The organism is Staphylococcus sp. EZ-P03, from assembly GCF_003344575.1.
Taxonomy (GTDB): Bacteria; Bacillota; Bacilli; order Staphylococcales; family Staphylococcaceae; genus Staphylococcus; species Staphylococcus simulans_B.
Map to the genome: position 1 here is coordinate 140,265 of NZ_QPMO01000030.1, position 22,215 is coordinate 162,479.

21 protein-coding genes and 1 riboswitch are annotated in these 22,215 nt (G+C 38.8%); of the genes, 10 read left to right on the plus strand and 11 right to left on the minus strand.

Translation table 11 applies throughout. From position 1 onward, the window contains the following. Position 1: 1 nt before the first annotated feature. From thiS to panB, 6 genes are all read right to left on the minus strand, one after another. On the minus strand, positions 2–202 hold the full coding sequence (gene thiS, locus DVJ99_RS12355) for a sulfur carrier protein ThiS (RefSeq protein WP_105994176.1): 201 nt from the start codon (positions 200–202) through the stop codon (positions 2–4). Then, positions 186–1,316 (minus strand): NAD(P)/FAD-dependent oxidoreductase, encoded by a 1,131-nt coding sequence (locus DVJ99_RS12360; protein WP_114604470.1) that lies wholly within the window; start codon positions 1,314–1,316, stop codon positions 186–188. Before DVJ99_RS12360 ends, thiS begins: the two co-directional genes overlap by 17 nt. Before the next feature lie 2 nt (positions 1,317–1,318). Beyond that, positions 1,319–1,882, minus strand: a complete 564-nt coding sequence (locus tag DVJ99_RS12365; protein WP_114604471.1) for a thiamine phosphate synthase — start codon at positions 1,880–1,882, stop codon at positions 1,319–1,321. An 85-nt stretch (positions 1,883–1,967) separates the two neighbouring features. Then, positions 1,968–2,079, minus strand: a riboswitch (TPP riboswitch). A 260-nt stretch (positions 2,080–2,339) separates the two neighbouring features. Continuing rightward, on the minus strand, positions 2,340–2,723 hold the full coding sequence (gene panD, locus DVJ99_RS12370; protein WP_105994179.1) for an aspartate 1-decarboxylase: 384 nt from the start codon (positions 2,721–2,723) through the stop codon (positions 2,340–2,342). 1 nt (position 2,724) lies between these two features. Then, positions 2,725–3,579, minus strand: coding sequence for a pantoate--beta-alanine ligase (panC, locus tag DVJ99_RS12375; RefSeq protein WP_114604472.1), 855 nt, complete (start codon positions 3,577–3,579; stop codon positions 2,725–2,727). Continuing rightward, positions 3,579–4,388 carry a 3-methyl-2-oxobutanoate hydroxymethyltransferase gene (panB, locus tag DVJ99_RS12380; protein WP_114604473.1) on the minus strand — a complete coding sequence of 270 codons (810 nt, stop codon included), beginning with the start codon at positions 4,386–4,388 and terminating at the stop codon, positions 3,579–3,581. The genes panC and panB overlap by 1 nt, the downstream gene beginning before the upstream one ends. A gap of 67 nt (positions 4,389–4,455) precedes the next feature. Here panB and DVJ99_RS12385 point away from each other — a divergent pair, with 67 nt between their 5' ends. The 6 genes from DVJ99_RS12385 to DVJ99_RS12410 all read left to right on the plus strand — a co-directional run bounded on the left by DVJ99_RS12385 (position 4,456) and on the right by DVJ99_RS12410 (position 10,974). Continuing rightward, entirely contained in the window at positions 4,456–5,325 is an 870-nt protein-coding gene (locus tag DVJ99_RS12385) for an oxidoreductase (protein WP_114604474.1), read from the plus strand. A gap of 224 nt (positions 5,326–5,549) precedes the next feature. Continuing rightward, on the plus strand, positions 5,550–6,032 hold the full coding sequence (locus tag DVJ99_RS12390; protein ID WP_114604475.1) for a hypothetical protein: 483 nt from the start codon (positions 5,550–5,552) through the stop codon (positions 6,030–6,032). 36 nt (positions 6,033–6,068) lie between these two features. Further along, entirely contained in the window at positions 6,069–6,485 is a 417-nt protein-coding gene (locus tag DVJ99_RS12395) for a coiled-coil domain-containing protein (RefSeq protein ID WP_114604476.1), read from the plus strand. A gap of 374 nt (positions 6,486–6,859) precedes the next feature. Continuing rightward, on the plus strand, positions 6,860–8,023 hold the full coding sequence (nagA, locus tag DVJ99_RS12400) for an N-acetylglucosamine-6-phosphate deacetylase (RefSeq protein ID WP_114604477.1): 1,164 nt from the start codon (positions 6,860–6,862) through the stop codon (positions 8,021–8,023). Positions 8,024–8,390: 367 nt separating this feature from the next. After that, the gene (locus tag DVJ99_RS12405) at positions 8,391–10,187 is read left to right on the plus strand and encodes a purple acid phosphatase family protein (protein WP_114604506.1); all 1,797 of its coding nucleotides are present in this window, start codon (positions 8,391–8,393) and stop codon (positions 10,185–10,187) included. A 94-nt stretch (positions 10,188–10,281) separates the two neighbouring features. Then, a complete protein-coding gene (locus tag DVJ99_RS12410) occupies positions 10,282–10,974 on the plus strand; it encodes a hypothetical protein (RefSeq protein WP_114604478.1) in 693 nt (230 codons plus the stop codon). Positions 10,975–11,061: 87 nt separating this feature from the next. Here the strand turns inward: DVJ99_RS12410 and DVJ99_RS12415 are convergent, their stop codons facing one another. From DVJ99_RS12415 to DVJ99_RS12425, 3 genes are all read right to left on the minus strand, one after another. After that, on the minus strand, positions 11,062–12,225 hold the full coding sequence (locus DVJ99_RS12415; protein ID WP_114604479.1) for a cupin domain-containing protein: 1,164 nt from the start codon (positions 12,223–12,225) through the stop codon (positions 11,062–11,064). A 37-nt stretch (positions 12,226–12,262) separates the two neighbouring features. Continuing rightward, positions 12,263–13,876, minus strand: a complete 1,614-nt coding sequence (ggt, locus tag DVJ99_RS12420) for a gamma-glutamyltransferase (RefSeq protein WP_114604480.1) — start codon at positions 13,874–13,876, stop codon at positions 12,263–12,265. Positions 13,877–14,171: 295 nt separating this feature from the next. Beyond that, a complete protein-coding gene (locus DVJ99_RS12425; protein ID WP_114604481.1) occupies positions 14,172–15,104 on the minus strand; it encodes an NAD-dependent epimerase/dehydratase family protein in 933 nt (310 codons plus the stop codon). A gap of 279 nt (positions 15,105–15,383) precedes the next feature. Between DVJ99_RS12425 and DVJ99_RS12430 the strand changes: the two genes are divergently transcribed. Then, positions 15,384–15,587 carry a MerR family transcriptional regulator gene (locus DVJ99_RS12430; protein ID WP_114604482.1) on the plus strand — a complete coding sequence of 68 codons (204 nt, stop codon included), beginning with the start codon at positions 15,384–15,386 and terminating at the stop codon, positions 15,585–15,587. A 29-nt stretch (positions 15,588–15,616) separates the two neighbouring features. Beyond that, on the plus strand, positions 15,617–16,093 hold the full coding sequence (locus tag DVJ99_RS12435; RefSeq protein WP_114604483.1) for a hypothetical protein: 477 nt from the start codon (positions 15,617–15,619) through the stop codon (positions 16,091–16,093). Between the two features lie 83 nt (positions 16,094–16,176). On the opposite strand, the gene DVJ99_RS12440 is transcribed toward DVJ99_RS12435, so the two are convergent. Both DVJ99_RS12440 and DVJ99_RS12445 read right to left on the minus strand, forming a co-directional pair. After that, on the minus strand, positions 16,177–17,421 hold the full coding sequence (locus tag DVJ99_RS12440; protein ID WP_114604484.1) for a M20 family metallo-hydrolase: 1,245 nt from the start codon (positions 17,419–17,421) through the stop codon (positions 16,177–16,179). Between the two features lie 94 nt (positions 17,422–17,515). Continuing rightward, positions 17,516–19,141: a PucR family transcriptional regulator gene (locus DVJ99_RS12445; RefSeq protein WP_114604485.1), complete on the minus strand. Its 1,626-nt coding sequence runs from the start codon at positions 19,139–19,141 to the stop codon at positions 17,516–17,518. A 192-nt stretch (positions 19,142–19,333) separates the two neighbouring features. Here DVJ99_RS12445 and allW point away from each other — a divergent pair, with 192 nt between their 5' ends. Further along, complete coding sequence (gene allW, locus DVJ99_RS12450; RefSeq protein ID WP_114604486.1) at positions 19,334–20,827, plus strand: allantoin permease; 1,494 nt, start codon at positions 19,334–19,336, stop codon at positions 20,825–20,827. Continuing rightward, entirely contained in the window at positions 20,817–22,178 is a 1,362-nt protein-coding gene (gene allB / locus DVJ99_RS12455; protein ID WP_114604487.1) for an allantoinase AllB, read from the plus strand. Before allW ends, allB begins: the two co-directional genes overlap by 11 nt. Positions 22,179–22,215: the final 37 nt, after the last annotated feature.

Here is a 22,215-nt window from a genome sequence, read left to right on the forward strand (position 1 = left end):
TTTATCCGCCTCCAACAAATTCTAATAATTCTAAACGATCATCTTCGCGTACCATTTGATGCGCAAAGTCATCACGTTGTATTAAGTTTTGGTTATGCTCCGCAATCACACGTTTCGGATCAAGTTCAAGCTGTTCTAAAATACTTTGAATGCTTAAAGCTTCGTCAAATGTGAAAGGGTCGCCGTTAATGATGCACTTCATAATGTTCCCTCCTGTTTTTATGAAATGGTTCTAAAGCTTTTGGACAAGTATCTGTGATAATCCACTCTGCCATCAGTTCTCCGATAATCGGTGATAATAAAATACCGTTGCGGTAATGGCCGGTGATAATCCATAAGTTGTCTTGGATTTCATCCATAATCGGCTGTTCTCCTTCTGTCCACGGTCTGACACCAGACCAATGTTTGAGTGCTTTGCTGTGTTTAAGTTTTGGAACACGTTCTATAGCTTGATTCAGCAGCCATGTTTTGCCTTGGTCAGATACACCGACAGAATAATCGTCGAAGTAGCTTGTGGCACCGATTAGGAAACGGTGGGGCGGTTTCGGTACGATATAACAGCCGTTGGTCATAAACAAAGTTTGTTTTAAATCTAAACTTTCATTTTCGACTAATAAGACTTCGCCTTTAACACCGCTGACAGTTGCTTGAATGTCAGGCTGTTCTGTAACATTGCCTGCCCATGCACCTGCTGTTTCGATAATTTTATAGGCGCGTGTAATGGTGCGGCGGCCATTACGTTCTGCTTCGATTTCATAACCGTCGCCGACACGGTGGATGGCAGTGACATTGGTGTTGGTGAAGCGGTCGATGTTCGGCTCATCCTTCAATGAGGCATGCAGTGCTTTCGTATAATGATTCGCATTAATTTGATGGTCGTGCGGCACAAACATCATTGCTTCTGTACCTTTGACTAAACCATGCGTTAATTGATTTAAGTCTTCTTCTGTTAATGTACAGACATCCGGATCATTGTCGTGCAAGAATGCATATTGTTGTTGAAGTGATGGGATATCTGCTTTAGTCGCAGCTAATTTGATTAAACCATTTTGCTGGTACTGGATATCAATACCTGTTTCAGCCAATAAAGCTTTGCTTAAAGCATCGAATTTTGAACGTGATGCCAGTGCTAGACGAAACAGGGGACTGTCTTCGGTAAATTCATTTTGTGCCCCTAACATGCCTCCGGCTTTATAAGACGCATGTTTGCCTTCAATATCTCTATCTATTAATGCAATACTCAGACCGCTGTCTTTTAAATGACGTGCAATGGACATACCCATTACACCAGCACCGATAATTGCTGCATCATACATAGTTATTCACCTTCCTTTAATGAATTTAGTGTGTGTAAATCGTGATGTGCGAAGAGTGAAATTGCTGCGATACCTGAGAAGCCTTGTGGCACTTCAGATAAAGTATCGAAGTTGATACCGCCTAACGCAATCACTGGAATATCTGCGGTTAAAACTGAATCGATTTCTTCTTGTGTGCGCGGCGGCAGACCAGGTTTAGATGCTGTTTTGAATAAATGTCCGAACAAGACATAGTCTAAATGATGGCGTTTTGCTGCTTGTGCACTTGCTTGACTATGTGTCGACATGCTGACACATAAATCTGGATGTGTTTGTTTCAAGTGAAAGGCACGTTCATCCATTTCTTTAAAGTGAATATGTGTTAAGTTGAATCGATTTAAAACTTCACTGTCAGAATGTACTGTTATTTTATCTATCGGAAAATCATTTTTGAGTAATGCTTCTATTGCTTTCGCTTGTTCTTTTGGACGCGTACGTAAAATTAATTGATCTATTACAGGTTCAATCGCCGCGTACTGTTTTATTAATTCAGGGGTTATTGTTTGTTTAGAAATCGCAACCCACATTGCTTTCACCCTTTGAAAAGTCTCTACTGGAAATAAAATAAATAAAAAAAAGCGCTATTTCCGTACAGGAAAACAGCGCATTAAAAAGTGCAATACGCCACTTTCCTACGCCAGTATGAACTGGATCAGGTTCCAAGAATTTCCTCATCAAACACGAGGATCTCAGCCTGTAGGAACAGGCACTTCCAGTGGACTTATTGTATTATTCAATTCTTAGCAGAATAAGAAAGCAGCAAACATCAATACTTTAACAATTCGTGTAGCGAGGCGTTAACGTATTGGACTGTAATTTTCATTCTTGAAATTACTACTTTCTTTTCATTACAAAATCATCATAAATCACTTTGATAGAAAAAGCAATAGCAGACCAAGTCTATACCAGGAATTCAGGGGATGACAGGGACTGGCTTTATAGAATCAGCGAAAAAAGATGACAAATAAAACCAATTTATTGTGATTATAATACGATAGAGTTTTCTTTCTCATGAATCATTTCAACAATTTCATTATGTGCATTCATTACAGCAACTTTAGGAGTGTGGTGTTTGAGTTCTTCTTCATTCAATTGTGCATATGTCATAATAATGACGATGTCATCGACTTCAACTAAACGTGAAGCAGCACCGTTTAAACAGATTTTTCCGCTGCCTCTTTCACCTTTAATTACGTAGGTTTCAAAGCGTGCACCATTATTATTGTTTACAATCGCAACTTTCTCATTCGGTAAAATATCTACCGCTTCTAATATTGCCTCATCAATCGTTATACTCCCTACGTAATTCAAATTTGATTCTGTCACACGTGCACGGTGAATTTTAGCGTTCATCATAGTTCTTATCATTTTATTGGTCATCTCCAAGAATAATATTATCGATCAAGCGTGCTTTAGAAAATTTAACTGCGAGCGAAATGAAAAATCGCCCTTCAATGTGCGACTGCTCGACCAGCTCTGGATAACTGTATACAGCTACTTCATCAATATGGCCGCTTGTATGTTGCTGTAAATAATCTGTGATGCGGTCGATAATGACTTTGCTGTCTCTTTCGCCATCTTGATAGTATTGTTTCGCCAGCTGCAGGCTCTCTTGCAGAGCGGGAGCTTCTTCGCGTTCTTGTTCAGTTAAATATACATTTCGAGAACTCTTTGCAAGACCGTCTGCTTCACGTACAATCGCTTGTCCCACAATTTCAATCGGGTGATTAAAGTCTTTCACCATTTTTTCTACGATAGCTAATTGCTGCGCATCTTTTTGTCCGAAATAAGCACGATCAGGCTGAACGATATTAAAGAGTTTATTGACAACAGTGACTACTCCGTTGAAGTGAATCGGACGCTGTGCACCTTCTAACACTTCAGCAAGACGCCCGACTTTAAGGGCAATACCGATTTCATCTGGGTACATAGCTTCTGCACTGGGGTGAAAGATATAATCCACACCAGCAGATTGTGCCGATTCAGTATCTTGTTCAATTTGTCTAGGATAGGCGTCATAATCTTCATCAGGTGCGAATTGAAGCGGATTAACAAACACACTCGCGACCGTAACATCATTTTCTTTAGTTGAACGTGTCATCATAGTCAAGTGGCCGTCATGCAAAGCACCCATTGTCGGAATAAAGCCGATTGTTTTGCCTTGGCACTTGAATGATTGAGCCAGCTGCTGCATCTCTGAGATAGAGGTAATAACTTGTACCATTACTCTAATTCCCCCAGTATTTGTTTCTTATACGTATGGGCATCGGAAGGGAATTGTCCAGCACGTACTTCTTCATGATAGTGTTTTAAAGCTGAAACACCTTGTGAGAAATCACCATATTGTTTAACGAATTTAGCATGATGATCCTGACCATAATTCAGCATGTCATGATAGACCAGTACTTGTCCGTCAGTGGCTTTGCCTGCGCCGATACCGATGACTGGAATCGTTAAACGTTCTGAAATAAGGGCTGCTAAATCGTTTGGAACGGCTTCTAGTACTAACATCACTGCACCTGCTTCTTCCACAGCCTGTGCATCATTTAATAACTGTAATGCATCTTCTTTGGTTGCACCTTGCATTTTATACCCCATTACACCGACACTTTGCGGCGTCAGTCCTAAATGCGAAACTACAGGGATGCCCATTGCACGCGCTTTTGTAATAAAGCTGATTAAATGTGCACCTTCTGCTTTTAAAGCATTCGCATCAGTTGCTTGATACAATTTTAACGCATTTTTCAAGTCGCTCTCATCATTAATACCGACTGCGCCGATAGGAAGATCTACTACGATAAATGTGTCTGGTGCACCGCGGCGAACGGCTTTAGCATGATGAATCATATCAGAAAGTGTCACTTGTACTGTGCTCTCATATCCAAGAACAGTCATACCAAGCGAGTCACCGACTAAAATTGTATCAATGCCAGCTGCTTCAACTTGTTTGGCACTTGGATAATCATACGCAGTAACCATTGAAATTTTTTCTTTGTTGCTTTTCATTTCAAATAAATTGTTTAAATGTTTCATAACACCAATTCCTTTATTTAATGTAATATTAGAATAACACATTAATTGAAAATTAGAGGTGGTTTGAGTGGATTTACATTTCGGTGTTATCGGACCTGGTGCTGTCGGTACTACGATTGCTTATGAGCTGATGCAGTCATTTGATCTTGCACACGTACACTTATTCGGAAGACAAGAAGGCAGTGTCTCTTACCAACAAAGGGATACTCATGATTCTGCTGTGCTGCATTACACACCCATCACACACTTTGAAGGACATTTGGATGTTTTGTTTATTGCGGTCAAAACACCGCAGTTAGATCAAGTTATTTTGCAGATGGAACATGTGATTGATGATGAAACAATTATTATTTTAGCGCAGAACGGACATGGTCAAATTGATAAAATAGAACATCCGCATGTTTATCAAGCTGTCGTTTATATCAGCGGTCAAAAACAAGATTCAAAAGTGATACATTATCGTGATCGTATCCTTCAGCTTCAACAAGATGATACAACAGAATGGTTAAAAGAAGAATTGCAGACAACAAATTTAGAACTGCAGCTCAAAGAAGACATAGAGGAATATATTTGGTATAAACTTCTTGTTAATTTAGGGATTAATTCCATCACAGCAGTAAGCAGACATCCTGTAGCCATATTAAAATCGCCAGAAGCACGCAATTTATGCCGTAATCTGCTTGAAGAAGGACAGCGTATCGCAGCGGCACATGAGGTAAATCTGCCTGAAACAATAGTAGAAGATATTATGAAAATATATACAGGCTACCCTGAAGATATGGGAACGAGTATGTATTATGATATTCTTGCCGGCAGACCTTTAGAAGTCGATGCAATACAAGGTTATATCTATCAAACCGGACAGTCTCATGGTTTGTATACACCATACCTAGAAACCATCTTCAGCATCCTTAAATTTACTAAAAAAGTAAACTAAAAGTGATAGCTCTCTTTGGTCATCTATAGTATAATAATTTTAATAAATATCCAAACATATCATAAATGGAAAATGGCGAAAGGCGGTTAATAGCTTATGAATAAGATACAGCGTAATTTCATCCCCCAATTGAATATTGAATGCGTGAAACCTTCATAGCGATTAACTCAAATCTCAAATTTGCAGGTACTTCACAAAAATTATAGAAGAAAGAAGGAAACAACATGAGTGCATCACACCAAATCAATCGACAGAAACCGCAAATTTCTGAACTTGCCATTAGAATAGAACGTCTGGAAGAGAACCAAAAGTACAACAACCTTCAAGTTGTGACAGAACGCATTGACTGGCTCATTGAGAGACAAAACAATGACCATGACACATTTAATAAAAAGTTCGAAAAAATAGATGAGAACTTCAAAGAAGTAAGAGGGGAAATCAAGCGCCTTGATGAAAAGATAGATAATAGATTCGAGAAGTCAGACGAAAAGATCAACAGCCTAAGACAAGATATGGTTATAGGTTTTGAGAAGTCAGACGAAAAGATCAACAACCTAAGACAAGATATGGTTATAGGTTTCGAGAAGTCAGATGAAAAGATAAGCGGTTTAAGAAAAGAAATGAGAGATGATTTAAAACTAACGGTTGGGCTGATAACTGGTTTCATGACTATATTGACAGTGATCCAGCGTATGATTTTTGGTTAATAAACAAATGATATCAATGAGAAAGAAGTAAACAACATGAGTGCATCACACCAAATCAATCGACAAAAACCTCAAATTTCTGAACTCGCCACAAGAATAGAACGTCTGGAAGAGAACCAAAAGTACAACAAAATTCAGGTTGTGACAGAAAGAATTGACTGGTTAATTGAAAAACAAAATAATGACCATGACACATTTAATAAAAAGTTCGAAAAAATAGATGAGAACTTCAAAGAAGTAAGAGGGGAAATCAAGCGCCTCGATGAAAAGGTAGATAAAAGATTCGAGAAGATAGATAAAAGATTCGAGAAGATGGATGAAAGATTCGAAAAGACAGATGAAAAGATAAGCGGTTTAAGAAAAGAAATGAGAGATGATTTAAAACTAACGGTTGGGCTGATCACTGGCTTCATGACTATATTGACAGTGATCCAACGTATGATTTTTGGTTAATAAATCAATGACATCAACGAGAAAGAAGAAAACAATGACCATGATATATTTAATAAAAAGTTCGAAAAAATAGGTGAGAAGTTCAAAGAAGTAAGTGGGGAAATCAAGCACCTTGATGAAAAGATTGATAGAAAAATAGATGGTTTGAAAAGTGATTTGAAATTAATGGTAGGGGTCATCATTGGTTTTATGTCAATTTTAACTGCCTTTCAACATTTCTTCTTATAATTAAGACAGTTATAGCACTAGTAAAGAACAGAGGTCTTTTTGGGACTTCTGTTTTTTGTTGCGTTTTGAAATTAATTTTCAAATTGCAGGGTGAGGTTTGTGATAAAATATTGATGATATCTATTATGATAAAAGAGGGATAAAACATGGTTGAATATGTAGTAGCAAACGGTAAGGTTTATACAGAAGAAGGTGTCTTAGATCCTGGTTATGTTAAGATTTCTGAAGGAAAGATTTCAGAAGTCGGTCAAGGTGAATATACGGGCAATTTAGAAGTTGTGGATGCGGCAGGCAGACATGTTTTGCCGGGATTCATTGATATTCACATTCATGGCGGTTACGGAGAAGATGCTATGGATGCATCGTATGATGGATTGAAACATTTATCTGAGTCTTTATTATCTGAAGGCACAACTTCTTACTTAGCAACTACAATGACACAATCTAAAGAAAATATTGATCGTGCTTTAACTAATATTGTGAAGTATAAAAGCAGTCAGAATAAAGAAGAAGCGGCTGAAATTGCAGGTGTGCATTTAGAAGGACCGTTTATCTCAGAACATAAAGTAGGGGCTCAAAATCCTAAGTATGTACAACGTCCTTCAGTAGAAGCGATTGAACATTTCCAACATACTGCAGAGGGCAATATTAAAATTATTACTTTCGCACCAGAAGTGGAAGATGCACAAGCAGTGTTAGAAAAGTTATCAGATGAAATTATCTTTTCTATGGGACATACTGTAGCGACATTCGATGAAGTGAATGAAGCGGTGGAACATGGCGCAAAACATGCGACACATCTTTATAATGCAGGTACACCGTTTGAGCATCGCCATCCAGGTTTATTCGGTGCAGCATGGACTAATGACGGTATTCATACAGAACTTATCGCAGATGGTATACATTCGCATCCAGCCGCTGTCAAAATTGCCTATACGATGAAAGGGAATCAGCGCTTCTATTTAATTACTGATGCAATGCGCGCAAAAGGCATGAGTGACGGAGAATATGATTTAGGCGGACAAAATGTCATTGTGAAAGGTTCCGAGGCACGCTTAGCTTCAGGTGCTTTAGCCGGAAGTATTTTAAAAATGAATGATGGTTTACGTAATATGCTCAACTTTACAGGTGCATCTTTAGAAGAGATGTGGCGTGTTGCAAGTTTAAACCAAGCCATCGCCTTAGGTATTGATCAGCAAAAAGGCAGTATTCAAAAAGGAAAAGATGCGGATATCGTAGTATTAGATAATGAAATAAATGTAAGTACGACCATTAAAAATGGTAAGCTACATGATTTTAAAACACAATAGAACGTAAATCAGTACTCGCTTTAGAAAGCGAGTGCTTTTTTATAGGTTTGATATATTGATAGCGATATTACTACATAAAATTGTATGTAAACGGTTGCAATTATGTCATAGAAACATGATTATTTTCTATACAGTATCAGCGGGCATAGTTCAACTTCTTATTTATTATCATTTTGCTTAAATAAAATTTACAATCCAAACACCATCTTAATAATAGCTTAACGATGAGTTGCTACAATTTGAATTGAGAGGAAGTGAGAGCCAGTTGACGGCTGATGTCAGGGTGTCTATTAATTTTATGAAAAAATTTTAGAACTTCCTTTAAATAACAACCTATTTTGGAGGTAGCGCATTGAAAAATATCAAGATGACTAAAATTGTAGCAGGAAGTATGGCAAGTTTAATGCTTTTATTAGCAACTGGGACAGCTAATAGTGCAGATGCGAGCGGTAAAGCAGCACCACAAGCGCAACAGCAGCAACAACCTCAAGCTCAACAACAAAACGGTATTAAATTATTAAAAGAAAAACCAAAAGTTGCACCAGTTCCTAAGAAAAACAGCCCGAACCGTATTATTACTAACTTTAACGGCGACACTAAAACACAAATGGGCTTCAACTGGTTCACTACTGATAAAGCAGAAGATGCTCAAGTATGGGTATCAACTTCTAAAAATATGAAAGATGCTAAAACTTTCACAGCAAAAGCTGAACAAGTGGATTCTCAATACATAGAAAGAGACCAATCCGGCCACTTCATTTTCGCAGATGTTGAAAAAGATGATAACGGCAAAACCGTTAAAGATGAAAACGGCAAACCAAAAGTTAAAGGCTACTACACTGATAAAGGTGCCGGCGGTCCAGAATGGACAAGCGGCGACCAGCACGGTAAAGCTTCTTTAACAAACGTCAAAGAATACAACTACAAAGCACAAGCAACAGGTTTAAAACCTAATACAACATACTACTACAAAGTAGGAAGCAAAAAAGGCAAACAAAGCCAAGTGGGTACTTTCAGAACATCTGGTAATGCTGGCGATCCGTTCAAATTCGTACAATATACAGATACACAAAATGCTTACTGGAACGAACATGTACGCAACGAAGCAAAATTCGGTGCGAACACAATCGCAGAGGCAATCAAAACTGCAGGCAACCCTAACTTTGCATTGCATACAGGTGACTTCGTAGAAAACTCGCAAGTCGAAGATGAGTGGAATGATATCTACGATCAATCTCGTCCATCATTCATGTCATTACCATTAGCAGCAGCTGCCGGCAACCATGATGAATATGCATTCGATGAAAAAGATAAAAAGTTATTAGACCGTTTCAACCGTCACGTTAACGTACCAAAAGAAAACAATGCGGTGAATGGCGGTTCATACTACTCATTCGATTACAATGGTGCGCACATGGTTGTCGCAAATACTAACGACAATAAAAAAGGCGCAGACAACCCTGAAGGTAAAGCAATCGGTAAAAAACAAATGGAATGGATTAAACAAGATATCAAAAAAGCCCGTGCAAATGGTTCTAAATGGGTGATCTTGAACTTGCATAAACCAATGTACTCTAAGTCTTACCACGCTTTAGAAGACGAAGACATTAAGAAATTACGTGCTGAATTAACGAAAGAAATCGATGATTTAGATGTAGACTTAGTATTGCAAGGTCATGACCACGTATTAGCAAGAACTAAGATGCTTCAACATACTTCTACAAATAACAGTTTCGTCAACGCTAAAATCGAAGACGCTAAACAAGTTAAAGGTGAAGATGGTGTAACATACTACGATAATCCAAAAGGCTCTGTGTATGTATTACCGAACACAGGCGGTACAAAAGCATATGATGATATCTACAGCAAATCATTAGACCACATCAAGAAAATCCGTCCGAAATTAAGCTGGTTAACAGAAGCGCAACGCCAAGAGTACAACAACTTATTCGCAGTAGGTGAACAACCTCAAAAAACAGATGCGTTCAACACAAGCCATGAGAATAACCGTGACTCATCAGCACAAAACTTCTCAGTTTATGAAGTAAAAGGCGACAAATTGATTGTGAAAATCTATCAATTACGCGGCGACATCAGCAAAGGCGAACCAAGAACAGTTAAATTAATTGACCAATTCGGTATTTCAAAAACTGCCAAAAAATAGGCGCAACTAAATAGGCACACATAGGCAATTGAACTAAGGTATGGACTCGTGTATATATACGAGTCCTCTGCCTTTATACATAGGAGGCAACAAAATGAAGAAATTTTTAACATATACAACAGCAGTCGCAAGTTTAAGTTTGGTTTTAACCGGGTGCAGCGGCCAACAAGAGAAAAAGACAAGTGATGCTAAAGCACAGACCGAGCAAACTCAAGCTGCCTCAACTTCTAAAGCTATCAAAATCAATAAAGAAAAATTATCTGAAAAAGATATGAAAAATATGAAAGCCGAAGTCATGAAATGGGCAGATCAGCGTGCCAAACAAGAAGGGTTAGCTGCTTCTAACCGTTACTTCGGTGCAGGAGAAATTACAACAGGAGACTGGTATGCGATGACACCTAAAGGCGAGGTGCAAGTCAGCAATCAAAACGATCCGGGACCTAAAGCCTTCGAACGTCATAATTTAGTAGGTGTGGTAATGTATCATTCGAATAAAGGTGTTACAGGTTTTGATGAAAATGCGAAAGATTTATCTAATGTTGAAGGGTATCGCAATGTTGCTGATTTAACCCAACCCGTCACAAAATACTTATTTACAGACGATGGGAAAGTCTATGAATGCCAATTTGATTCAGGCCAACAAGTGACATTATCTTCAGGCTTTGCGCCGAAGGATCATAATGACAAAGATCCTAACTTACGACCAGATGAATTATTCAAAGTCAGTGAAGATGAGTCAGCGTCAGAATTAATGAGTCGTTTAGTCAAAACCTACGGTAAACAATAATAAGGTTTCTCATTCATATGTATTAAAAAGGCAGAGCGTGTGCTCTGCCTTTATTATGAGCGTACTGATTGAAGGTGCGCTTATTCTTTAGTGTTCGTCATGTTTAACGTTTGGATGTTTATCATGTGATAAATGATTGTTGATAAAGTCATCATCCAGCGGAAGATGTTCTTTGAGTAAATCTTTCGGTGTATTTGCCATCCATTGATTTAATGAAACGTCTGCGAAGTGGTCGCTCTTGAACATTTCTAGGAATACTAAAGGTTCATCGCCGATATTCTCAACATAGTGTCCCATCGCAAATGGTACATAACCCACGTCTCCAGCTCTATAGTTGAATGTACGTGCGTGGCTTTCAGCGGCGAAGACTGTCATACGTGCTTGGCCTTGAATATAATATTGCCATTCAGATGCGTTAGGATGCCAATGCATTTCACGCATGCCGCCTGGTTCTACTTCGACTAAAGCACCTGTTACAGTTGTTGAAGCTTTGAAGTTGTTAGAATCCGCAATCCATACTTGACCGCCGCTTGTTTGGATAGGTTCTACTTCATCTTTAAGTTTGAACGTAAATGGGTTAGGTACTTGTTCAACTGCTTTTAAGATATTTTCTTCTTCTTCTTTATAAGGTTGTTCGCCTTGGTAAATATACGTTTCGCCTTTAGGAAAACCTTCAAATGATTCTGGCGGTACACCGAAGTTTTTCGCTAATACATCATTGGGTGTAGATGAGAACCAGTCTGTAATAGAGAAAGTACTGTTTTCTGAGAAGCCGCCATCATCAAAGACAAGCAAGAATTCTGCGCCGTCTTCCATACCTTTTAATGAATGCGGGATGCCTGCAGGGAAGTACCATAATTCATTTTCACGTACAATGTCGATCCATACTTTGCCGTCTTGGTCGACTGATGTGACGCGGACTGAGCCATTTAATACAATAGCCCATTCTGCTTCTTTGTGCCAATGCAGTTCACGTACACCGCCTGGTGTTAAGCGCATATTAACAGAAGCAATCGGTTCAGAAATCGGTAATTCGCGTTTAGTGACTTCTCGAGACCAACCGCCTTCTTCTAGTCGAACGTGAACGTCAGAGAAAGAGAATTTCATATTGTCTAATGTACCGCCGTCTGTTTCTGGAGGTACAATCATATCTGGGTTTTGTAAATCTCTTTCGATATTTCTAGGTCCATTGTCTGTTGCCCCTTTATTGCCTCTGATTGGTTCTGGTCTGTTTTGATTAAATTGTGTCATTCATAAAAACTCCTTTTCAAAATTTTTCTCATGACTGTTAATAACCTAAAGCTAAGCCTAATGCACGAGGGTCTGCGGCTGCTTCGACATGGTCTTTGAAGATTTGAATTGCCTGAGAGTGGCCGACAAGGTCACTGTAAGGATGAATAAAGGAGACATGTCGATGACCTTTTTTCTCAAGCTTTTCAATAATATCGCTGCCGAAGCGGTCTTCTACACGCAATCCGTTGGATTTCTCGCCCCAAGTTCTGCCCAGCAGCCATCTTGGACGATCGATTGCGTTTTGTACATTATATTTTTGATCAACAATGCGTGAGACCAGCATCGCTTGTGTTTGCGGTTGGCCATCTCCGCCCATAGAACCTAAAATGATTTCCGGTCGATTGTTTCTTGAAACCATTGTGCACGTTAATGTGTGTGCCGGTCGTTTGTTAGGTTCTAAGAAGTTGCGTACATCTTGATCTAATGAGAATGAAGTACCTCTGTTCTGCATCACAAAGCCCATGTCATCCGGAACGAAAGCAGAGCCCCATTCCCAATAAACACTTTGGATGACACCGACAACGTTGCCTACTTCATCACACGCACAACTGAAAGTTGTATCGCCGTCTGCGTTAATGTATGTTTCAGGTGTTTCCGGATAATTGTAAAAGATGTTTTCGGCACGATTATATAAATAATCTTCTTGGAGTAATGTTTCTGTCGGCACTTCATAGAAGTCCGGATCTGAAACATAGTGGTTGCGGTCGATAAATGCCAGCTCAGTCGCTCTGGTGAAAATATCGATGAAGGCATCGTGAGAGCGATGCAGCTTTTCAGGTGAGAATTTATTTAACATACCTAACACTTGCAAGGTCGCAATGCCTTCTGAGTTAGGCGGTGGTGAAGAAATGATATAGTCTCTGTATTGAACAGAAATCGGACGTGTCCATTCAGCTTCATAGTTCTCAAAATCCTGTGCAGTAAGGTAACCGCCATGAGCTTGAATGGATTGTGCGATGCGTTTAGGAATTTCCCCTTTATAAAATGCATCTCTGCCATGTTCTGCAATTTCAGATAATAAATCAGCAATATTTTCATTTCTCATGATTTGGCCGATTCTGTATGGCGCTACGCCATCTTTTAAGAAAGTTTTCGCTGTTTCTTCGAAAGAACGCAATGTGTTGAGTTTGGATTCAGAAAAGCGCGCTAACGAAGTACTTACTGGAAAACCTTCGCGTGCATAATAGATGGCGGGTGCTAAACAATCTTTAAAAGGTAATTTGCCAAAGCGTTCATGCGCTTTGTACCAACCGTCGACTGCACCAGGTACTGTAATAGCTGCACGTGCACCGCGGTTTGGAATTTCATTTTTATCTTTAAAGAGTTCAGCTTGGACATGCTGCCCGCTGTGTCCTGTCGCATTCAACACGTATTGCTGCTTCGTTTCTGCGTCGTAAATCAACCAGAAACTATCTCCGCCGATACCTGTCATATGCGGAAAGACAACACTCAGTGCCGCATTGACTGCGACCATCGTATCGATAGCATTCCCGCCTTTAAGCGAGATATTATGTCCTACAATTGTCGCAATATCATTCGGACTTGCGACAGCGGCAGAACGACCGATAAACGGTTTACCATATCTTGGGTCTTTCACTTGATCCCCCATAATGAACAACTCCCTCTAAATTGTCACATTACAAGTGCATTGTAATCGTGTATATATATGTGTTTAGCCCAATCTATTGTTAAAATAACACAAAGAGTAGACAGAGATTTTTAAATATTTGTACAAAGTGCACATATAACTAAGCAGGGAGGTGTGCTATGATACGTAACAGAAGTTGATTTCTTATTAGTACCCTAATGAATTGAAATGCTGAAATTCCCAAGCGAACGATTGCCGCTTGGGAATTTTTTTATGCTTATTTAACTGTTATTTTCTATATTTCTATTTTGACTATTTATTGTTCGTTGTAGTCCAAGTAAGCTGCGATACCTTTGTTAATAGGGTAGTCTGGTTGATAGCCTAATGCTTTTAATGGAGATACATCAGAGTAGGAATATTTGATATCGCCTTTACGTGCATCTTCAAATGAATAAGGTACTTCATAACCGAAGTATTCTGCGAAAGCATTGAAGACTGTTTTTAATTCAGTTTGATCACCAGTACCTGCATTATAAATTTTGCCGTTGGTTTGTTCATCATTAATGACTAACCAAATTGCTTGAAGCAAGTCTTTGATATAAATAAAGTCGCGTGTTTGTTTACCGTCTCCGAAGAAAGTAAAAGGCGCTTTATTTAAGAATTTCTGATTCAAGATGGAAAGTACACCTGAATAGTCTGACTCTGGATTTTGTCTAGGACCATATACGTTGAAGAAACGTAATGATACTGTAGGCAATCCATAAAGGGTATGATAGATTTTTGTGTATTGTTCACTTGCAAATTTTTGTACTGCATAAGGTGACAAAGGATTGATTTTAGAATCCGTTGATTTCGGCAAATCAGGCAAGTCGCCGTAAATAGCAGCTGAAGATGCGAATAAGAATTTTTTCAAATTCGAATTATGTTCACGATTGGCTTCTAATAAGTGAATCGTTGAATCGATATTATCTCCGTTTGATGCTACAGGTTTTTCTACAGTTTCAACTACACTGACCATAGCAGCTAGATGAAAGACATAATCAAATTGATGTACCTTTACAAGTTCAGATAATAATTCAAAGTCTTTCACATCATTTTGGTAGAAATGGTCATCATCGATAAATGACACATTTTCTCTTTTGCCGGTAGATAGATTATCGACAATAAAAACCTCTCCGCCTTCATTATTAAACTTTTCAGCAATATGCGAACCAATAAAACCAGCTCCGCCGGTAATCAATATTTTCATAATATGGACCATCCTTGTTTACTTTATTTATCACTCTTTTTCTATTATGTATATGTTAAAGTGTAGCATTATACTATAGAAGATGAAAGATAAAACCTAATATATAAGTTTAAAAATCTGTAAAGGCGCAAATTGTGCAACTACAAGCATTACAAGACGGTAGGCAGTCTTAAATTTGTAATTATTTTTAATAAAGTACTTGCATGTCACGTTGCGTCATAGCGTACATTGAAGACAGGATGAATCATATAATAATCATAGAAGCGGAGGCGTTGAATTATGGAATATTCAACAGGCGAACTCGCAAAAGCGTGCGACGTATCAGTCAGAACAGTACAGTATTATGATCAAAAAGGATTGCTTCGACCAAGTCGTGTGGAACATCAGCGCAGAATATACAGTGAAGCAGACAAAACACAGTTAGAAAGCATAGTCTTATTAAAAAGCATGGGGTATCGCTTCAAGAAATTCATCATATTCTGAATGAAGCAGAAGATACCGCGACATTAAAAGTGCTTCTGAAAAAGAAAGAAACAGAATTAAAGCATGCTTTAGCACAAACAAAACAGCAATTAGACCGACTTCAAAAATTAGATGAATTGGTAGGGGGCAATGACCCAAGTATCTTAGATAATGCGCAGCAATTCGAAGCAATATCAGAGCGGATGGATCAAATGAGTAAAATACGCCGCAATATGTTAATCGCAGGTATTGCGGTTGGAGGATATCAAGTCAGTACTTTAGTACGCGCACTCACTCAAAAAGATTGGAAGATATGGGCACGAGCAATTCCATTCAGAATGTTGTTTGCGGCAGGCTTCACAGCGTATTACTACAAGAACGTCAATTATGTTTGTCCTAATTGCCAAACAGTCTTCAAACCGAAATTAAGTCACATGATTTTTGCCAATCATACGTTTAAAACACGTAGATTAACTTGTCCTCACTGCGGTGAAACGCATTATTGTATTGAAATCGCTGCGCAGTAATGAAATCATGGTTAATATGTAAAAAGGGAAAGGCTCTTATTGAACCTTTCCCATTTATATTTATGAAACTATTGAATTATTGGCTAGAATTTAACCTCAGCTTTCGCAACTTCAATCACTGTTTCAATCAATGTTTGAATCCCTTTTTCGATTTCTTCTGGTTCTACCGATTCTTTAGGCGAGTGGCTGATACCGTCTTTACAAGGAATGAAAATCATACTTGTTGGACAGATTAATGCCATGTTCATGGAGTCATGACCGGCACCGCTGAACATAAAGCGGTAGCTGTAGCCTAAGCGGTCGCATACATTTTTGGTGATTTTTGAGATATCTCTGTCTAAGTTGACCGGCACTTCTTGACCTAAGTCAGTGACTTCAGCATGAATTTGTCTGTTTTGTGTGATCGCTGTAATTGCTTGTTCTACTTCTGTGACGACTTGTTCGCGAGATTCTAATTCTTTGCCTCTGATATCAATCAGCAATGTGACTTCTCCAGGAATGGCATTCATGATGTTAGGGAAAGCATTCAGATGGCCGACTGTCGCAACGACACCTGCTTTATGATAGTGCTGAGCAATGGCTTCGACTTTCAAAATGATTTCTGAAGCAGCTGTCAATGCATCATAACGCATCGGCATCGGTGTTGAACCTGAATGGCTGGTTTCACCTGTCAGCTGAACTTTGAAACGGTGGGGCGCCGCAATATGTGTCACAATCCCGATATCTTTATGTTTGTTTTGCAAGATAGGACCTTGTTCGATATGCAATTCTAAGAAGGCTTTAATGTCGCCTTTACCGTAAATATCTTTATCTGAAGGCATGCTTTGTTTTAATGTATCGACTAAATGGAAAAGTGTTTTGCCTTCATTGTCGGTAATATTTTTCATGGCTTCTTGTGATAAATCGCCGATCATATATTTACTGCCGAGTGTCGCAGTATTAAAACGTGCAGATTCTTCTGCGGTAAATGCGACGATTTCAATCGGGTGATCGGTTTCGATTTGATGTTCGTTCAAGTGCATCATGAGTTGAAGTGCTGCGACGACACCTAATAAGCCGTCATAGCGGCCGCCGTCTTTAACTGTATCGATGTGAGAACCGATCATAACCGGCGGTAAAACATTGTATTTGCCTGGTCTTCTTGCAATGACATTGCCGAAGTAGTCGAAGCGGACTTCTAATCCTGCTTCTCGGCATAACATTGAAAATTTCAATGCGGCTAAACGTTCTGCGTGGCGAAAGGCAATACGGTTGGTACCGCCGGTTTCAGTATTAAAACCGTAATTGTTAAAAGTATCTAAATGAGACATGACTGTATCTATATTCATGCGTCTTCCCCCTGTTTATTGGATGCTTGATTTATCTTATTTTAGCACATCATTGCGTGCGATATATCTTGATAATGCTTTATTTGATTTTTTCTTAATCATCAAACGTAATTTCTTCTGAAGCAAAGAGCGCTAAGCGGATATTTAAGGAGTTGAATGGTTCTTCAACGCTGCATCCTAAAATTTCTTCGCAGTTTTTAATACGGTATTTCACCGTATTTCTATGAATATACATTTTCTTAGCCGTCTTGGTAATATCGCATTGATAGTCCATATAGATTCTTAATGTATCTTTCAATTCTTCATCCTTTTTCGTTTTAGGATAACTGAGGTCTCCTAATGTATGCTGGATGAAAGGCTTTAATTTGCTTGGCGGTATCAATTGAAGCAGTTCTTTCATGCTTTTAGATTGATAGAAGTTCATGAATTCTTTGCGCATTTTATCTAAGCCGCCTTCGTAAGCTTCATTCGCTTCCATAAAGGAAGTAGATAATTGCGTAAACTCTGTGACTTTATTGCCGATACCGAATGAGATACTGCTGTCGAAGAATTCATGGTATTCTTTTTGGATATGTTTGAGATAGTTTAAGTAATATTCGTGTTGTGATTGTAATAAGATTGCGAATCTGCGGTTGCTTGGCAGGCTGTAGACACTGATACGTGTATCAATATCTGTCAGTTTGTGCTGCAGCCAGGCATAGACAAATTGATAGCGCTCTTCAACGTATTGACTGTTTTCTAAATTGTCCGTCGGATCGATTGCACATATAATTACCTGATAATAATCAGAAGGGTAGATGCCGTATTGTTTAAATAAGATAGGATGATTATGTACAGATAACGACTCGTCAGAACGATTGGTGATGAGAGATTCGAAGAAGCGGTTGATGTCTAGATGTTCAGCTTCTTCAATCTTTTTATTTTTATAAATCGCAAAGCTGAGTGTTGTGACAATCTGTTCTATCGTTAATAAACTGAATGGGTAAGAAAGCTTATTAATATCTGCCACCATTAAATAATATGGGAAGTAGGAATAAGCTTGAACTTTAAAGATTGCGATATCATTTGTGAACTTTGTTTGGTTGCGTGTAATCGTATTTTTATTTTCGGCACGCAAATACTCTAAGAAGTATTTAATGTGTGCTTGTCTCAAGATATTGTCTTGCTGATAATGCCAACTTTGCGAATCAATCATACAAAATGGATTGAACAGCAGTACGGGTACGCCTAGAATACGGCTCATTCTTTCAATCATTGTTTCAACGCCGAACCCTTTAATCAGCATATCGTTGAGTTCTTGTTGAATATTCAAGGCATAGTTGAGTTTAGTTGTTTTCTCATCAGAGATGTAAGTTGAAACCTGTCTTGTGATTTCGCCTAAATTCCATTCTTCAGAGATTTCAATCAGCGGAAATTCTAATTGGTTAGCATAATCAATCACGTCTTGATCGATTTGTTTCAAGTAGCGTGATGTTTTGATGCCTAAACCAGCTGTATTGATGTCATCGAGTTCTTTAATCATCTTTTTAAGTCCTTGCTGATCCTCTTGAAACAAGAGTCCGGTTGTGAGGATAAAAGATTGCTCAGCTGTATAGTCTTTGATATCCACATTTTCTGTGATATCCAAGTGTTTTACCTCTCTTTGCAAATCACCGTTTTGATTGATAAGTTCCAATCCGGCAAACCTCGGTGCTGCTAAAATATTTTGTAATGTCGGCATGTTATCACCTTCCTTATTTCTCTTTTTCTGAAATAAATTCTAACACGAATACTATAATTTGTCCGAAATCGATAATTTTTAAAAAAATAACTGTCATTCTGCACAAAGAAAAACAAATCTGCCCAATGTAAAATTTAAGTTAAAGATTATACGTATAGTCATTATTTATTCCAATTCAAAGGAGATATAGCAATGACGAAACAGGGGCAAAAGCAAAGCGGCACGTTTGATGCGGCTTTCTTTGAACGCAGGGGTTATAACAAGGATGTTATGCCTAAAACATCTGAACAAAGAAATAACACGACATTCAACTTTTTCACGCTTTGGATGGGCGCTGTGCATAATATTCCCAATTATACTGCTGTAGGCGGATTTTTACTCTTAGGACTTTCTCCGTTGCAAGTCATTTTCGCATTGATTTTCAGTTCGTTTATCATTGCATCATTATTGGCTGTAAACGGATATGCAGGTTCTAAATACGGCATTCCATTTGCGATGCAATTACGTCAAACGTATGGAGACATCGGGGCAAAACTACCAGGCGTTTTACGTGGTGTAATTGCAGGTATCGGCTGGTTCGGTCTGCAGACCTTTGCAGGTTCGCAAGCCTTACTCATTTTGCTGATTAAATTCTTCCCGGGGTTCGAGCATTTGGGTAATGGTACAACAATCTTAGGTATTACAATACCTGGATTAATTGCATTCTTAGCATTCTGGGCGATCAACTTCGCAATCGGTATCGGCGGCGGAGAAACGCTGAATAAATTCACAGCCGTCTTAAACCCGTTGATTTACATTGTATTCGGCGGAATGGCAATCTGGGGATTTGTGGTTGCCGGCGGATGGCACAACATCATGACGTATGAAATTCATACGAAATCATCAGGTATTATTTATCCGGCTATCCTATCATTCATTTTGATTTTCAACTCAATGATGGGTGTATGGGCTGGACCAGGTTCAAGTGTTGCTGACTTTACACAAAAAGCAGTTTCAACACGTTCACAAATTATCGGACAAGTTTCAGGTATTGTTGTTGCGCACTTACTGTTTGCATTCAGCAGTGTCTTCATTATCATCGGCGGTTCTATCTTCTTGGGTCACCAAGAGTGGAACATCTTGACGATTATTAATAACTGGGACAATGTTTGGATGATTTTAATCGCAACAGGTGTATTATTAATGACAACGATATCTACTAACGCGACAAGCAACATTATCCCGGCAGCTTATCAATTAAGTGTATTGATGCCGAAATGGATTAATTACCGTCGCGGTGTTATCTTAGCTTCTGTAGTCAGTATTTTGATTATGCCATGGAAATTAATGGAAAATGAAGATAGTATTTTCGTTTTCTTAAACATGATCGGTGCAATCTTAGGACCTGTTTCTGGTGTGCTGATTGTGCATTTCTACTTAATCAACAGATGCAAGGTAGACATTGAAAGATTGTACTTTGATTTAAATGATCCGAATCATAATGGATTAAGATTCAACTTTTCAGCCTATGTGGCAACAATCTTAGGTGTTGTTGTATCACTATTAGGTTTCATTCCGAAATTCCAAGTCATTTCTGACTTCTCATGGTTTATCGGATTTATCATCGCAGGCGTTTCTTACATTATTTTATATCTTTTAGAGAAGAGATTTAGAAAAAACAAAGGAGAGAAAGCCAATGAAATATGATTTACTAATTAAAAACGGCCGTGTCATTTTAGATGAAGGCGAACAAGAAGTAGAAGTTGCTGTCAAAGACGGCAAAATTGTAAGCATCGGACATGACTTAGGAGATGCAGAAAAAGTAATCGATGCTAAAGGACAAATCGTAGCACCAGGTATGGTTGATGCACACGTACACATCACTGAACCAGGCGGCGGCTACCGCGACAGCTGGGAAGGTTATGAAACTGGATTGAAAGGTGCTGCTAAAGGCGGTGTAACAACAATCGTTGAAATGCCTTTAAACCAAGTGCCTGCGACAACAGATAAAGCATCTTTCGACGAGAAAGTCGAAGCTGGTAAAGGCAAATTATCAGCTGACGTTGCAAGCTACGGCGGTTTAGTTCCTTATAACTTAGACGGCGGCATTCAAGAGTTAGACGAAGAAGGCGTTGTAGCATACAAAGCATTCTTAGCAACTTGCGGTGACCGTTCTATCGAAGGCGACTTCCAAAATGTGGACGATTACTCACTTTATGAAGGTATGAAACAAATCGCTAAAACAGGCAAAATCTTATCTGTACACGCAGAAAACGCAGATATCACTGACCGTTTAGGCGAAATTGCATATAAAAACGGCGAAACTTCAATGGCAGCATACGTTGAATCAAGACCTGTCTTCACAGAAGTTGAACCAATCCGCAAATTAATCTTATTTGCGAAAGAAACAGGCTGCCGCTTGCACATCGTACACGTTGCATGTGAAGAAGGCGTCAATGAAATCATCAAAGCACAACAAGAAGGTGTAGATGTTACTTGCGAAACTTGTACACACTATCTTTACTTCTACAAAGAAGAATTAGATGATATCGGTGCCGTTGCAAAATGTTCACCGCCGATTCGTGAAAAATCACGTTTAGAAGGTATGTGGGATCGTGTTCTTAAAGGCGATATCAACTTTGTAACTTCAGACCACTCACCATGTACACCTGATTTAAAAGATACTGACAATGCATTTGAAGCATGGGGCGGTATCGCAGGTATCCAAAACAACGTGGACATTTTATTCGATGAAGGTGTTCAAAAACGCAATATGCCATTATCACGCTTTGCGGAAATTATTGCGGCTGAACCTGCTAAACGCTTTGGTTTAGAAAACAAAGGCAGTATCTCAGTAGGTAAAGATGCAGACTTCGTATTCATTCAACCAGAAACTGCATATACGTTAGAAGCAGATGATTTAGAATACCGTAATAAATTAAGTCCTTATGTCGGACGTACAATCAACGCACAAGTTGCGAGAACAATCTTGCGCGGAGAAGAAACGTACAACTTAGAAGATGGCGTTTCAGAAGACTTCCGCGGTGAATTTATCTAAGGCTGACAATTATATAAGCGAAACAAAAGACCTCCTG

What these genes read in the sequence shown, in the direction of transcription:
- thiS (WP_105994176.1), bottom strand. Translation starts at nt 202, where the DNA reads ATGAAGTGCATCATTAACGGCGACCCTTTCACATTTGACGAAGCTTTA.
- DVJ99_RS12360 (WP_114604470.1), bottom strand. Translation starts at nt 1,316, where the DNA reads ATGTATGATGCAGCAATTATCGGTGCTGGTGTAATGGGTATGTCCATT.
- DVJ99_RS12365 (WP_114604471.1), bottom strand. Translation starts at nt 1,882, where the DNA reads ATGTGGGTTGCGATTTCTAAACAAACAATAACCCCTGAATTAATAAAA.
- panD (WP_105994179.1), bottom strand. Translation starts at nt 2,723, where the DNA reads ATGATAAGAACTATGATGAACGCTAAAATTCACCGTGCACGTGTGACA.
- panC (WP_114604472.1), bottom strand. Translation starts at nt 3,579, where the DNA reads ATGGTACAAGTTATTACCTCTATCTCAGAGATGCAGCAGCTGGCTCAA.
- panB (WP_114604473.1), bottom strand. Translation starts at nt 4,388, where the DNA reads ATGAAACATTTAAACAATTTATTTGAAATGAAAAGCAACAAAGAAAAA.
- DVJ99_RS12390 (WP_114604475.1), top strand. Translation starts at nt 5,550, where the DNA reads ATGAGTGCATCACACCAAATCAATCGACAGAAACCGCAAATTTCTGAA.
- DVJ99_RS12395 (WP_114604476.1), top strand. Translation starts at nt 6,069, where the DNA reads ATGAGTGCATCACACCAAATCAATCGACAAAAACCTCAAATTTCTGAA.
- nagA (WP_114604477.1), top strand. Translation starts at nt 6,860, where the DNA reads ATGGTTGAATATGTAGTAGCAAACGGTAAGGTTTATACAGAAGAAGGT.
- DVJ99_RS12405 (WP_114604506.1), top strand. Translation starts at nt 8,391, where the DNA reads ATGACTAAAATTGTAGCAGGAAGTATGGCAAGTTTAATGCTTTTATTA.
- DVJ99_RS12410 (WP_114604478.1), top strand. Translation starts at nt 10,282, where the DNA reads ATGAAGAAATTTTTAACATATACAACAGCAGTCGCAAGTTTAAGTTTG.
- DVJ99_RS12415 (WP_114604479.1), bottom strand. Translation starts at nt 12,225, where the DNA reads ATGACACAATTTAATCAAAACAGACCAGAACCAATCAGAGGCAATAAA.
- ggt (WP_114604480.1), bottom strand. Translation starts at nt 13,876, where the DNA reads ATGGGGGATCAAGTGAAAGACCCAAGATATGGTAAACCGTTTATCGGT.
- DVJ99_RS12425 (WP_114604481.1), bottom strand. Translation starts at nt 15,104, where the DNA reads ATGAAAATATTGATTACCGGCGGAGCTGGTTTTATTGGTTCGCATATT.
- DVJ99_RS12430 (WP_114604482.1), top strand. Translation starts at nt 15,384, where the DNA reads ATGGAATATTCAACAGGCGAACTCGCAAAAGCGTGCGACGTATCAGTC.
- DVJ99_RS12440 (WP_114604484.1), bottom strand. Translation starts at nt 17,421, where the DNA reads ATGAATATAGATACAGTCATGTCTCATTTAGATACTTTTAACAATTAC.
- DVJ99_RS12445 (WP_114604485.1), bottom strand. Translation starts at nt 19,141, where the DNA reads ATGCCGACATTACAAAATATTTTAGCAGCACCGAGGTTTGCCGGATTG.
- allW (WP_114604486.1), top strand. Translation starts at nt 19,334, where the DNA reads ATGACGAAACAGGGGCAAAAGCAAAGCGGCACGTTTGATGCGGCTTTC.
- allB (WP_114604487.1), top strand. Translation starts at nt 20,817, where the DNA reads ATGAAATATGATTTACTAATTAAAAACGGCCGTGTCATTTTAGATGAA.